Genomic DNA, 12909 nt, shown 5'->3' with positions numbered 1-12909 from the left:
TACACCGGGACAGGGGGTGGGCGGTCTTATTCTGAGGACGATTCGTTTTCGGGAGCGGCCGTTGAAGCTTGCCAAGGTGTCCGTTCTGCCGCGTCGGCAGCAGCGGACTGTCGTGCCCAGCGCGGGCTGGTGGGTCGTCGTGCTGCCGCTCGCGCTGATGCTGTCCAGCGACTACAAGCTGCGCAGCCGCGAGGTCGACCAGGCGGTCAGCGGCAGCGCCGACCTGACCGTGCTGGTCGAGATCGCGATGTACGGATGCGCGGCGCTGTACCTGCACCACCGGTTCCGGCTGCGGCCGCCGGCGCGGCGGCCCACCGGGCTGCTGCTGGCCGCGTGGGCGTTCGCCGTCTATGTGGCGCTGACGGCGCTGTGGTCGCCGTACCCGCAGCTCGGCGTGGTGCGCGGTGCGCAGCTGCTCATCACCATGACGGTGATCTACACGGTCGCGACGCGGGCGCAGCCGCGGGACCTGCACCGGCTGGCGCACGCCTTCATCGCGATCGTGCTGGTGTCGGTCGCCATCGGCGTGGTGCATCCGTTCCCGCGCACCTCGCGCACCCAGGAACGCTTCAACTGGCTGTTCGTGCACCCCGTCATCGCGGGCGTGTACCTGGCCGTGGCGGTGCTGCTGGTCATCAGCTACCTGGTGCGCCGCGAGCACCCCGAGCACCGGCTCTGGCATCCCGTGGTCTACATGGGGGCCCTGGCGGTGCTGTCCGGGGCGCTGGTGGCCACCGGCACGCGGGGCGCGGCGCTGGGCTGCGCGGCCGGGCTCGTCGTCCTGCTGGCCACCGCGCGCGGGCCGCACGGCCGGGCCGACGTCATCGTGCTCGGCGCCGCCGTGGCGGTGCTGGCGGCGCTGGCGTTCTCCGACGCCATCATGGCGTTCGTGGCGCGCGGCGAGACCGCCGACAAGCTGCTGTCCCTGAACTCGCGCACCGACCTGTGGGAGCTGGCGATGCGCGCCTACGCCGAGGAGCCGGTGTTCGGGCGCGGGCTGGGCGCCTCCCGGGGGCTGTTCCTGGACGACATCGGGCTGGGCGGCGGCCACAACGCGTTCATCAACGCGCTGGTCGACAACGGCGCGGTCGGCGCCGCGATATTCGCCGCGCTGCTGGTGGCCCTCTGCTTCGTGCTGCTGCTGCTGTGCCGGCACCGTCCGCTGCGGCCCGACGCGGGGCTGCTGCTGGGCCTGCTGGGATTCTTCGTCGTCGACAGCATGACCACCGAGGGCCTGGCCACCCCCGCCAACGTCTCGGGGATCTGGCTGCTGATCATGGTGGCGTGGACGGAGACGCTGCGCCGGCAGTCCCGGGTCCTGGACGCCCCGCCGCCTGCGGTGGACGCCGCCTCCCCGACGGCGGACGCCGCCCCGGCCGTGGCGGCCGAACCCGAGCGCGCGACGGTCGCATCCTGATGGATGTGGCATTCTTGCGCGTGTGGAACCACTCGGCATCAAAGGCGCGTTCTCGTTCACCCCGAACGTACACGGCGACCACCGGGGGTCCTTCCACGAGTGGTTCCGGGCGGACGAGCTGCGCGCGCAGGTCGGTCACGAGCTGAACCTCGCCCAGGCCAACTGCTCGATCTCCGCCAAGGGCGCGCTGCGCGGCGTGCACTTCGCCGACGTCCCGCCCGGGCAGGCCAAGTACATCACCTGCCTGCGCGGCGCCATCCTGGACGTGGTGGTGGACCTGCGCGTCGGCTCCCCCGACTTCGGCCGCTGGGAGGCCGTCCGGCTGGACGACCGGTCCCGCCGGTGCCTCTACGTCGCCGAGGGGCTCGGGCACGCGTTCATGGCGCTCACCGACGACGCCACCGTCATCTACCTGTGCTCCCAGCCGTACGCGCCCGAGCGCGAGCACGGCGTGCACCCGCTGGACCCCGACCTCGGCATCGCCTGGCCGCAGGACATCGAGCCGGTCCTGTCGGCCAAGGACGCGGCCGCGCCGAGCCTGACCGACGCGCAGAAGACCGGCCTGCTGCCCGACTACCGGGAATGCCTGGAGTACTACGCCGAGCTCGGCCTGCCGGTCTGACGGGCGCCGCCCCCGACCCGGGCACGCGGCCGGGGCGGCACCCCGGCCGCGGTCAGCGCAGTTCGGGCCAGGCGGCGTGCAGGGCCTCGCGCCAGTGACGCATGGGCGACAGGCCCGCCTCCGCCCAGCGGGCGTGGCCGAGAACGCTGTAGGCGGGACGCGGCGCGGGACGCGGGAACCTGTCGGTCGTGGTCGGCTGGACGCGGTCCGGGTCGAGCCCGAGCAGGGTGAACACCTCGCGGGCCAGGCCGTACCAGGTGGTCTGCCCCGCGTTGGTGCCGTGGTAGACGCCCGGCGGCGCGTCCGACGACGCCAGCGCGATGATCTGTTCGGCCAGGTCGCCCGTCCAGGTCGGCTGGCCGTGCTGGTCGTCGACCACCTGGACGGTGTCGCGTTCGGCGGCCAGGCGCGTCATGGTGCGGACGAAGCTGGGCCCGTGCGCCCCGTACAGCCACGCCGTGCGCACCACGTAGCCGCGTCCGGTGTCGAGGACGGCCCGCTCGCCCACGAGCTTGGTGCGGCCGTAGGCGCTGACGGGCGCCGGCGGGGCGTCCTCGGGGTACGGGCGGTCGCCCCGGCCGTCGAAGACGTAGTCGGTGGAGATCTGCACGAGCGTGGCGTCGGCGTCCGCGCACGCGGCGGCCAGGGCGCCCACGGCGGTGCCGTTGACGGCCAGCGCGGCGTCCTCGTGCGTCTCGGCGTCGTCCACGGCCGTCCAGGCGGCGCAGTTGACCACCGTGGCCGGGCGGTGGCCGCGCAGGGCCCGCCGGACGGCGTCCGGCGAGCACACGTCGAGGTCGGCGCGGGTCAGGGCGGCGACCTCGTGGCCGTGCGCGCGCAGGCGGTGCACCAGGTCGGTGCCGAGCATGCCGCCGGCGCCGATGACGAGCCAGCTCACCCGGCGTCCTCCGCGCGCTTCTTCAGCGGCTCCCACCACGCCCGGTTGTCGGCGTACCAGCGGACGGTCTCGGCGATGCCGTCCTCGAACGAGACCCGGGGCGCGTAGCCGAGACGGCGCAGCTTGGCGTCCGACAGCGAGTAGCGGCGGTCGTGGCCCTTGCGGTCGGGGACGCGCTCCACGCGGCTCCAGTCGGCGCCCAGCGCGTCGAGCAGCCGCCGGGTGAGCTCCAGGTTGGTCAGCTCGGCGGTGCCCGCGATGTGGTACACCTCGCCGGGCTCGCCGTGTTCGGCGACCGTCTGGATGCCGCGGCAGTGGTCGGCCACGTGGATCCAGTCGCGCACGTTGCCGCCGTCGCCGTACAGCGGGACGGTGCGGCCGTCCATCAGGTTGGTGACGAACAGCGGGATGACCTTCTCGGGGTACTGGTACGGCCCGTAGTTGTTGCCGCAGCGGGTGATGCTGACCGGCAGGCCGTGGGTGCGCGCGTACGCCCGGGCGATCATGTCGCCGCCCGCCTTGGCCGCCGAGTACGGGGAGTTGGGCGCCAGCGGCGCGTCCTCGTCCCAGGAGCCGTCCTCGATGCTGCCGTACACCTCGTCGGTCGACACCTGCACCACGCGCGGGACGCCCGCGTCCAGGCACGCCTGCATGAGGGTCTGCACGCCCAGCACGTTGGTGCGCACGAACTCGCCCGCGCTGGCGATGGACCGGTCGACGTGCGACTCGGCGGCGAAGTTGAGCACCACGTCGTGCCCCGGCACCACCTCGGCGAGCAGGGCGGCGTCGCAGATGTCGCCGTGCACGAACGTGAAGCGCCCCTCGACCGGTTCGAGGTTGGCCAGGTTGCCCGCGTAGGTGAGCTTGTCCAGCACCGTCACCTCGGCGCCCGCCCACGCGGGATAGCCGCCCGACACCAGCTCGCGAACGTAGTGCGAACCGATGAACCCGGCCCCGCCGGTGACCAGTATCCGCCGGGCCCTCATTTACTGATCTGCACTTTGCTGTGGTCTCCCAGGACGAGACGGTGTGCCCTCGGCACGGGGGGAGCGGGCGTCACCCGTGCCTGCCTTCCGATGAGCGAGACCTCGATGCGTCCCACCCCGTCAATGGACGCGCCGCGCAGCACGATGGAGTACTCGATCTCGCTGTCGATGACCGCGCAGTCGCTGTCGATGGAGGTGAACGGGCCGACGTAGGAGTCGCGGATGACCGCGCCGGGACCGATGATGGCGGGGCCGACGACGCGCGAGCCGGTGACGCGCGCGCCCTCCTCGACCACCACGCGGCCGATCAGCTCGCTGGCGGAGTCCACCTCCCCGGCCACCGACGGCTCCAGGCCCTCCAGCACCAGCCGGTTGACCTCCAGCATGTCGGTGACGTTGCCGGTGTCCTTCCAGTAGCCGGACACCATCGTGGACTCCACCCGGTGCCCCTGGTCGATCAGCCACTGGATGGTGTCGGTGATCTCCAGCTCGCCGCGCCGGGACGGCTTGAGCCGCGCCACGGCCTCGTGCACCGCCGGGCCGAACAGGTACACCCCGACCAGGGCCAGGTCGCTCTTGGGACGTTCGGGCTTCTCCTCCAGCCCCACCACCCGGCCGTCCGCGTCGAGCTCGGCGACGCCGAACGCGCGCGGGTCGGACACCTTGGCGAGCATGATCTGGGCGTGCGGGCGCTCCCGGCGGAACCGGTCCACCAGGTCGTTGATGCCGCCGACGATGAAGTTGTCGCCGAGGTACATGACGAAGTCGTCGTCGCCGAGGAAGTCCCGGGCGATCAGCACCGCGTGCGCCAGCCCGCGCGGGGCGTCCTGCCGCAGGTAGGTCACCCGCACGCCGAACCGCGACCCGTCGCCGACCGCCTCCCTGATCTCGGCCTCGGTGTCGCCGACCACCACGCCGACCTCGCGGATCCCGGCGTCCCGGATGGCCTCCAGGCCGTAGAACAGCACCGGCTTGTTGGCCACCGGAACCAGCTGCTTGGCGAAGCTGTGGGTGATCGGCCGCAGTCGCGAGCCGGATCCGCCCGCCAGGACGAGCGCCTTCACCGGGCGGTCCGGGCGGCCGGGGACGGGGGGAGGGAGGGTTTCACTGCGGCTCCAGCGCGGCCAGGGACGTCAGCGACGTCGGTGACGTGAATCTGACATCGACATTACCGGGATCTGACATGCGGCGGCCCCGGCCGTCCGACATCGGAACGGCCGGGGCGCACGCGGACGCGCGTCAGGACGCGCCGGTGATCATGCCTGCCGCGACGGTGTTGTTGGTGGCCTCGTCGATCAGCACGAACCCGCCGGTCAGCCGGTTGCGCGCGTACTCGTCGATGAACAGCGGCTGGGTGACGCGCAGGCTGACCCGGCCGATCTCGTTCAGCCCGAGCGCGCCGGCCTGCTCGTCGCGGTGCAGCGTGTTGACGTCCAGCCGGTAGTGCAGGTCCTTCACCAGCGCCTTGGCGGTGCGGGTGGTGTGCTTGATCAGCAGCTTGGTGCGGGGCGCGAGCTGCCGGTCGGGGGTCATCCAGCACACCATCGCCTCCAGGTCCTGGGCGACCTGCGGCCGGTTGTTCGGGCGGGCGATCATGTCGCCGCGGGAGATGTCGATGTCGTCGGCCAGCCGCAGCGTCACCGACATCGGCGCGAACGCCTCGGTCACCGGCCCGTTCGGCCCGTCGATGTGGGTGATGGTCGTGGTGAGCCCGGACGGCAGGTGCACCACCTCGTCGCCCGGCTTGAGCACGCCGCCCGCGACCTGCCCCGCGTAGCCGCGGTAGTCGTGCAGCGCCGGGTCGGTGCTGGCGTGCGGGCGGATCACGTACTGCACCGGGAACCGCACGTCGATCAGGTTGCGGTCGGAGGCGATGTGCACGTGCTCCAGGTGGTGCAGCAGCGACGTGCCCTCGTACCACGGCATGTTCACCGACCGCTGCACCACGTTGTCGCCGTGCAGCGCCGAGATCGGGATGAACGTCAGGTCGCCGACCGACAGCTTGGCGGCGAACGCGGTGAACTCGTCCACGATCGACTCGAACACCGCCCGGTCGTAGCCGACCAGGTCCATCTTGTTGACCGCCACCACCAGGTGCGGCACCTTCAGCAGCGTGGCCAGGAACGCGTGCCGGCGCGACTGCTCCAGGATGCCCTTGCGCGCGTCCACCAGGATGATCGCCAGGTCGGCGGTGGACGCCCCGGTCACCATGTTGCGGGTGTACTGGATGTGGCCCGGAGTGTCGGCGATGATGAACTTGCGGCGCGGGGTGGCGAAGTAGCGGTACGCCACGTCGATGGTGATGCCCTGCTCGCGCTCGGCGCGCAGCCCGTCGGTCAGCAGGGCCAGGTTGGTGTGCTCCTCGCCGCGGTCGGCGCTGGTGCGCTCCACCGCCTCCAGCTGGTCCTCGAAGATCGACTTGGAGTCGTACAGCAGCCGCCCGATGAGCGTGGACTTGCCGTCGTCCACGGAACCGGCGGTGGCGAACCGCAGCATGTCCATCGTCTTGCCCTGGGGCGCGCTGTCCTGGGCGGTGTCGGTGGCGGCCATCAGAAGTAGCCCTCCTTCTTGCGGTCCTCCATGGCGGCCTCGCTGGAGCGGTCGTCGGCGCGGGTCTGCCCCCGCTCGGTGATCCTCGTCGCGGCGATCTCCTCGATCACCTCGTCCAGCGTGGTCGCGGCCGACTTGACCGCACCCGTGCAGGACATGTCGCCCACCGTGCGGTACCGCACCATCGCCTCGAACACCGGCTCGTCGTCGTCCCGGTTGGCGTACGGGTTGTCGTCCAGCAGCAGCCCGTCGCGTTCGAACACGCGCCGGTTGTGCGCGAAGTAGATGGACGGGATCTCCAGGCCCTCGCGGCGGATGTAGTCCCACACGTCCAGCTCGGTCCAGTTCGACAGCGGGAACACCCGCACGTGCTCGCCCTGCCGGATCCGCGTGTTGTACAGGTTCCACAGCTCGGGCCGCTGGTTCTTGGGGTCCCACTGGCCGAACTCGTCGCGGAACGACACCACCCGCTCCTTGGCGCGCGCCTTCTCCTCGTCGCGGCGGGCGCCGCCGAACGCCGCGTCGAAGCGGTGCTCCTCGATGGCGTCCAGCAGGGTGGTGGTCTGCAGCCGGTTGCGGGAGGCCCACCGGCCGGTCTCCTCCACCACCCGGCCCTTGTCGATCGACTCCTGGACGGACGCGACGACCAGCCGCACCCCCAGTTCGGCCACCCGCCGGTCGCGGAAGTCCAGCACCTCGGGGAAGTTGTGGCCGGTGTCGACGTGCATCACCGGGAACGGGATCGGCGCCGGCCAGAAGGCCTTGGACGCAAGGTGCAGCATCACGATGCTGTCCTTGCCGCCCGAGAACAGCAGCACCGGCCGTTCGAACTCGGCCGCCACCTCTCGGATGATGTGAATCGACTCCGCCTCAAGGACGTCCAGCTGTGACAGCAGGTAATCGCAGCGCTGCATGGTCTGGGGTTCTCTCCACGCTCTCTGGCAGATGCACCGGTGGCCGGGATGACGCCGTCCCCGCGGGTCGGGGGCGGCCGATCCGGCCGGCTCAGCCCGGCAGGGCCGCGCCCACGTCCCGGATGCCGGTCAGCAGCATCGATGCCGACACGGGGTGACAGACAAGGATATCCGGCAGCCGGGGGTCCTTCTGGTTGTAGCGGGGCGGGGTGCCGTCGACGCGGGACACGTGGGCGCCCGCGGCCACCGCCACGGCGACCGGCGCGGCCGAGTCCCACTCGTACTGCCCGCCCGCGTGGACGTAGACGTCGACCTCGCCGAGCAGCACCGCGGCGATCTTCGCCCCGGCCGAGCCGATGGGCACCAGCTCGACCTCGGGCTCGACGCGCTCGATCAGCGCGTCCAGGAACTTCGGCGGACGGCTGCGGCTGACCGTGACGCGCAGGCGCCCGGGGTCGGGCTCGGGGGTGCGCAGCGGACGGTCCGGCGTGCCGTCCCACGGGCTGACGAGCGCGCCGTCGGGCGCCGTGCGGAGCGTCACGCCCCGCGCGGGCAGCGCGACCGCTCCCGCGACGAGCTCGCCCGACTGCCACAGCGCCACGTGGACGGCCCAGTCGGTGCGGCCCTCCTCGCCGAACTCGCGGGTGCCGTCGAGCGGGTCGACGATCCACACCCGGTCGGCGTCCAGCCGGGCCGGGTCGTCCTTGCCCTCCTCCGACAGAACGGCGTCGCCGGGGCGGCGCTCGGCCAGCGCGGCCGCCAGGAACTCGTGAGAGCGCAGGTCACCCGCCTTCTTCAGGGCGTCGACGTCGGCGAATCCGACCTCCTCGCGCACCTCCAGCAGCAGGCGCCCGGCGTCCCGGGCCAGCCCGGCCGCCAGCGCGTGGTCATCCCGCGGGCTCTGCGTCATCACTCGCCCATTTCCGGCTCGGCTGATCGGTTGGGTCTCCATTGTCGCCTACCCCGCCTCCACGCCCTGCCCCCGGGGTCGCCCCCTGGGAGACGCAGCTCGCGGGCCCGGCGAAGGTGAGCGCAACCCACCGAGCAGGATGCGGCCCTCCCCGCCCGCTAGTACGCGCCGGAGCCGCGGACCACCGCCGACCAGGTCTTCCACAGGATCAGCAGATCGAGGGCGAGCGACCAGTTGTCGACGTAACGCAGGTCGAGCCGGACCGATTCCTCCCAGGTCAGGTCCGAGCGTCCGCTCACCTGCCACAGCCCGGTCAGGCCCGGCTTGACGGCCAGCCGCCGGTAGACGTCGCCGCCGTAGCGGGCGACCTCCTCCGGCAGCGGCGGACGCGGCCCGACCAGCGACATGTCACCGCGCAGCACGTTGAACAGCTGCGGCAGCTCGTCCAGCGAGTAGCGGCGCAGCCGGCGGCCGACCGGGGTGATCCGCGGATCCTGCCTGATCTTGAACAGCACCCCGTCGTGCTCGTTGTGCACCAGCAGCTCGGTCTTGCGGGCCTCGGCGTCGACCACCATCGTGCGGAACTTCAGCACGGTGAACTCGCGCCCGTCGCGGCCCACCCGGGTCTGCCGGAACAGCACCGGCCCCTTGCTGGTGAGCTTGATCAGCAGCGCGACGGTCAGCAGCAGCGGGCTGAGCGCCACCAGCGCGGCCAGCGCCCCCACCCGGTCGAACAGGTCCTTGACGACCTGGCGGCCGCCGTCCAGCTCGGGATGCTCCACGTGCAGCAGCGGCAGCCCCGACACCGGGCGGATGGAGATGCGCGGCCCGGTGACGTCCATCAGCGCGGGCGCCACGACCAGTTCGACGTCGTCGCGTTCGATCTGCCAGGCCAGGCGGCGCAGCGCCACCCCGTCCATCTCCGGGCAGGCCAGCACCGCCACCGAGTCGGCGCCCACCCGGTCCACGACGGTCGCGGCCTGCCGGAAGTCGCCCAGCACGGGGACGCCCTCGACCTCGGTGACCGCGTCCTCGCCCTCGACCAGCGCGGGCGGCAGGCACACCGCGACGATGTCCATGCCGTGGTAGCGCTTCTGCCGCAGCAGGCGGATCAGGTCGGCGACGGACGTGCGGTGCCCCACGGCGACCACGCGCCGCATGCACTCGCCCTCCCAGCGCCGCCGGTGCAGCCACTTGCGCAGCCGGTACCGCGCGACCAGGCCGAGGAAGGTGCCCAGCGGCAGCGCCATCACCACGTAGCCGCGGGCCACCTCGGTCTTGGTGGCGTAGGCGACGATCGCCACGGTGGCGGTGAGGATGAACCCCGCGCGCAGCACACGGTGGAACTCCTCGTAGCCGACGCCGATGTAGCGGGGCTGGTAGGCGCGGCACAGCGCCAGGATCGGCAGCCACGCCAGCGGCAGGGCCACGGTCAGCGCGACGTACGGGATCGTGAACTCGCCCGGCATGCCCGGAAAGCGCAGCACGAACGCGATCGCGCCCGCGACGAGCATGCTGAGGAAGTCCAGGGTGAGCGCACGCCGACGGTACGAGCCCGTCCAGTTGACGGAATGCCCCTGCCGCGGCCCGTCCTTCGCGGACGCGTCCGCCACCTGGACCCTGTCAACGACGGCCATAGACGTCTCACCACCCCTGCCACATGCGCCCCGTAAGACGAGGTCCACCTCGGAGACGGCTGAACGGCCTTTGAGGTTCACATGTGTGCGAACCCCAGATGGCCGCATCTTACGGACGCTTCACCCCGGGCGACTCCCAAAACGGGCGGTCAGCCGCGGTTTTGTTACCCAAGCTAAAGGATCGGCTCACCGCGGGGGCCGAAATAGGTCACCTTTCCGAGTGCCATCCCCCGGACGGGCCGCGATGATCAGGACGCGTGGAAAACGTTCTGGGCCGCGCCGAGCCCGTCGGTGAGCAGCGCCTCGACCGCGTCGGCGGCGCGTTCCACGTGCAGGTCCAGCTCCCTGCGCTCGGCGGCCGAGAAATCCTTGAGGACGTACGCGGCCGGATCCATGCGGCCGGGCGGACGTCCCACACCGAAGCGGATCCGCAGGTAATTCCTGTCGCCGAGCGACTTGGTGATCGAACGCAGCCCGTTGTGGCCATTGTCACCGCCGCCCTGCTTGAGCCGTATCGCACCGTAAGGGATGTCCAACTCGTCGTGCACGATAACGACGCGTTCGACCGGTACCTTGAAGAAGTCGCGCAGCCCCTTCACCGGGCCGCCCGATTCGTTCATGTAACTGCGGGGCTTGGCGAGCACGACGCGCTCGCCCGCCAGGCGTCCCTCGACCACCTCGGCGCGTCCCCGGTGCGCCTTGAACCGACCGCCGACCCGCCCGGCCAGCACGTCCAGCACCATGAACCCGGCGTTGTGCCGGTTGCCCGCGTACGACGGCCCGGGATTGCCCAGACCGACCACGAGCCACGGCTCGGCGCTCACCACCGCACCTCCCCAGCGCGTTGTCCGACATGATCGTCCGACACACTCGACGGCCCCCGCCGGTGCGCACCGGCGGGGGCCGTCGACAGTAACGTGCCGCGCGCGGCGACGCGCGCTCGGCGGGAACTACTCGGCCGACTCGGCGGCGGGCGCGGCCTCCGCCTCGGCGCCCTCCTCGGCCGCGGCCTCCGCGGCCGGGGCGGTGGACGCGGAGGCGTCGCTGATCTGCAGGATCAGCGTCTCCTCGTCGGTGGCCAGCGACGCCCCGGACGGCAGCTTGAGGTCCTTGGCCAGGACCTGCGTGTCCACCTCCAGGCCGGTGACGTCGACGTCCACGGCCTCGGGGATGTGCGTGGCCTCGGCCTCCACGGACAGCTGCACGACCTCCTGCGCGACCCGGCCGCCGGCCACGACGTCGCCGACGACGTTCACCGGGATCTCGACGGTGACCTTCTCACCGCGCGTGACCAGCAGCAGGTCGACGTGCTCCAGGAAACCCTTGATCGGGTCCCGCTGAACGTCCTTGGGCAGGGCCAGCTCGCTGCCGCCGTTGAGGCCCTCGACGCGCAGCAGCACGTTGGGGGTCTTGAGCGCGAGCATCAGCTCGTGCCCGGGCAGCGAGATGTGCTGCGGGGCGGTGCCGTGGCCGTAGAGGACGGCGGGCACCCTGCCGGCCCGGCGGGCGCGCCGTGCGGCCCCCTTACCGAACTCGGTGCGCGGCTCGGCGGCGATGCGTACCTCGGACACGGCGAAAACTCCTCGTTCTTGCGATCCACGGCCGTCCGGTCACGGACGTCCGCTACGGACAAAGCGATCAGGCGGTTGCTCGATGCGTCGGGCGCCTCGAAGACTCTTTGCGTACCCCGGGGAGCGGGTGTCCGACGCGGAGCCGCACTGAACGACCCGGGGCTTACGCAGGTTCCCCGAGTTTAGCCGATGCGCGACCGCCCGAGCGCCCAGAGGGCGCCCGTTCCCGGGCCGCCGGTCAGCTGTGGCCGCCGAAGAGGCTGGTCACCGAGCCGTCGCTGAACACCTCATTGATGGCGCGGGCCACCAGCGGGGCGATGGACAGCACGGTCAGCTTGTCGAACTGCTTCTCCTCCGGGATCGGCAGCGTGTTGGTCAGCACGACCTCGGAGATGCGCGAGTTCTTCAACCGGTCCACCGCCGGACCCGACAGCACGCCGTGCGTGGCGGCCACGACGACGCGGGTGGCGCCGTGGTCGAACAGCGCGTCGGCCGCCTTCACGATGGTGCCGCCGGTGTCGATCATGTCGTCCACCACCACGCAGGTGCGGCCCTCCACCTCGCCGACCACGTCGAACACCTTGACCTCGTTGGCCACGTCCGGGTCGCGCTTCTTGTGGATGATCGCCATCGGCACGCCGCCCAGCCGGTCGCTCCACCGCTCGGTCACCCGCACCCGGCCCGCGTCCGGCGCGACCACGGTGACCTGCGACAGGTCCAGCCGCTTCTCGAAGTGCGAGGCCAGCAGGTCCAGCGCGAACAGATGGTCGACGGGCCCGTCGAAGAAGCCCTGGATCTGCGCGGTGTGCAGGTCGACGGTGATCAGACGGTGCGCGCCGGCGGTCTTGAACAGGTCGGCCATCAGCCGGGCCGAGATCGGCTCGCGGCCGCGGTGCTTCTTGTCCTGGCGGGCGTAGCCGAAGAACGGGGCCACCACGGTGATCCGCTTGGCGGACGCCCGCTTCAGCGCGTCCACCATGATCAGCTGCTCCATGATCCACTGATTGATGGGAGCCGTGTGACTCTGGATCACGAAGGCGTCCGAGCCACGGACCGACTCCAGGAAGCGCACGAACGTCTCACCGTTGGCGAAGTCGTACGCCGAGGTCGGCGTGAGCTCGACGTGGAGGTTGTCGGCTACTTCCTTGGCCAGGTCCGGGTGGGCTCGGCCGCTGAAGAGCATCAGCTTCTTCTGGCCGCTCGCCATGATCCCACTCACCTCTGACAACTCCCCCTCAATGGATTGTTCTTACGTGGGTGTTGTCCCCACTCCCCCGCACGCCGAAAGAACCGGGTTCGGCGGTTTCGCGGGGCATCTTCTGTCGTTGTGCATGGGGACGACCCCCACCCGCCCGCCGACCGGAGGGACCCGGCCGATGAGCCGTGACTCGCGGGCACGCGGCT

The 12909-nt window shown here is 71.5% G+C and carries 12 protein-coding genes; 2 read left to right on the top strand and 10 right to left on the bottom strand.

Going from position 1 to position 12909, the window contains the following annotated elements:
* Positions 1–61: 61 nt before the first annotated feature.
* Positions 62–1417, top strand: a complete 1356-nt coding sequence (locus ABZ801_RS37170) for an O-antigen ligase family protein (protein ID WP_360707482.1) — start codon at positions 62–64, stop codon at positions 1415–1417.
* 22 nt (positions 1418–1439) lie between these two features.
* Complete coding sequence (gene rfbC / locus ABZ801_RS37165; RefSeq protein WP_360707479.1) at positions 1440–2039, top strand: dTDP-4-dehydrorhamnose 3,5-epimerase; 600 nt, start codon at positions 1440–1442, stop codon at positions 2037–2039.
* 52 nt (positions 2040–2091) lie between these two features.
* On the opposite strand, the gene rfbD is transcribed toward rfbC, so the two are convergent.
* The 10 genes from rfbD to ABZ801_RS37115 all read right to left on the bottom strand — a co-directional run bounded on the left by rfbD (position 2092) and on the right by ABZ801_RS37115 (position 12724).
* Complete coding sequence (gene rfbD / locus ABZ801_RS37160) at positions 2092–2937, bottom strand: dTDP-4-dehydrorhamnose reductase (protein WP_360707476.1); 846 nt, start codon at positions 2935–2937, stop codon at positions 2092–2094.
* Entirely contained in the window at positions 2934–3923 is a 990-nt protein-coding gene (gene rfbB / locus ABZ801_RS37155; protein ID WP_360707473.1) for a dTDP-glucose 4,6-dehydratase, read from the bottom strand. The genes rfbD and rfbB overlap by 4 nt, the downstream gene beginning before the upstream one ends.
* Positions 3920–4987, bottom strand: coding sequence for a glucose-1-phosphate thymidylyltransferase (locus ABZ801_RS37150; protein ID WP_360707471.1), 1068 nt, complete (start codon positions 4985–4987; stop codon positions 3920–3922). Before ABZ801_RS37150 ends, rfbB begins: the two co-directional genes overlap by 4 nt.
* 175 nt (positions 4988–5162) lie before the next feature.
* Complete coding sequence (locus ABZ801_RS37145; RefSeq protein WP_360707565.1) at positions 5163–6425, bottom strand: GTP-binding protein; 1263 nt, start codon at positions 6423–6425, stop codon at positions 5163–5165.
* A 47-nt stretch (positions 6426–6472) separates the two neighbouring features.
* The gene (cysD, locus tag ABZ801_RS37140; RefSeq protein ID WP_344954941.1) at positions 6473–7387 is read right to left on the bottom strand and encodes a sulfate adenylyltransferase subunit CysD; all 915 of its coding nucleotides are present in this window, start codon (positions 7385–7387) and stop codon (positions 6473–6475) included.
* Between the two features lie 91 nt (positions 7388–7478).
* Complete coding sequence (locus ABZ801_RS37135; protein ID WP_360707467.1) at positions 7479–8297, bottom strand: 3'(2'),5'-bisphosphate nucleotidase CysQ; 819 nt, start codon at positions 8295–8297, stop codon at positions 7479–7481.
* Between the two features lie 158 nt (positions 8298–8455).
* Positions 8456–9934, bottom strand: a complete 1479-nt coding sequence (locus ABZ801_RS37130) for a sugar transferase (RefSeq protein ID WP_344954938.1) — start codon at positions 9932–9934, stop codon at positions 8456–8458.
* Between the two features lie 248 nt (positions 9935–10182).
* Positions 10183–10758: an aminoacyl-tRNA hydrolase gene (gene pth, locus ABZ801_RS37125; RefSeq protein WP_360707463.1), complete on the bottom strand. Its 576-nt coding sequence runs from the start codon at positions 10756–10758 to the stop codon at positions 10183–10185.
* Between the two features lie 126 nt (positions 10759–10884).
* Complete coding sequence (locus ABZ801_RS37120) at positions 10885–11505, bottom strand: 50S ribosomal protein L25/general stress protein Ctc (RefSeq protein WP_344954933.1); 621 nt, start codon at positions 11503–11505, stop codon at positions 10885–10887.
* A 238-nt stretch (positions 11506–11743) separates the two neighbouring features.
* Positions 11744–12724, bottom strand: coding sequence for a ribose-phosphate diphosphokinase (locus tag ABZ801_RS37115; RefSeq protein ID WP_344954931.1), 981 nt, complete (start codon positions 12722–12724; stop codon positions 11744–11746).
* Between the last annotated feature and the right edge of the window lie 185 nt (positions 12725–12909).

This window comes from Actinomadura sp. NPDC047616 (genome assembly GCF_040642915.1).
Lineage (GTDB): Bacteria > Actinomycetota > Actinomycetes > Streptosporangiales > Streptosporangiaceae > Spirillospora > Spirillospora miaoliensis.
The sequence above is the reverse complement of the archived record's forward strand: the minus strand, read 5'-3'. Positions and strand labels throughout refer to the sequence as shown.

What these genes read in the sequence shown, in the direction of transcription:
- rfbB (WP_360707473.1), bottom strand. Translation starts at nt 3,923, where the DNA reads ATGAGGGCCCGGCGGATACTGGTCACCGGCGGGGCCGGGTTCATCGGT.
- ABZ801_RS37145 (WP_360707565.1), bottom strand. Translation starts at nt 6,425, where the DNA reads ATGGACATGCTGCGGTTCGCCACCGCCGGTTCCGTGGACGACGGCAAG.
- cysD (WP_344954941.1), bottom strand. Translation starts at nt 7,387, where the DNA reads ATGCAGCGCTGCGATTACCTGCTGTCACAGCTGGACGTCCTTGAGGCG.
- ABZ801_RS37135 (WP_360707467.1), bottom strand. Translation starts at nt 8,297, where the DNA reads ATGACGCAGAGCCCGCGGGATGACCACGCGCTGGCGGCCGGGCTGGCC.
- ABZ801_RS37130 (WP_344954938.1), bottom strand. Translation starts at nt 9,934, where the DNA reads ATGGCCGTCGTTGACAGGGTCCAGGTGGCGGACGCGTCCGCGAAGGAC.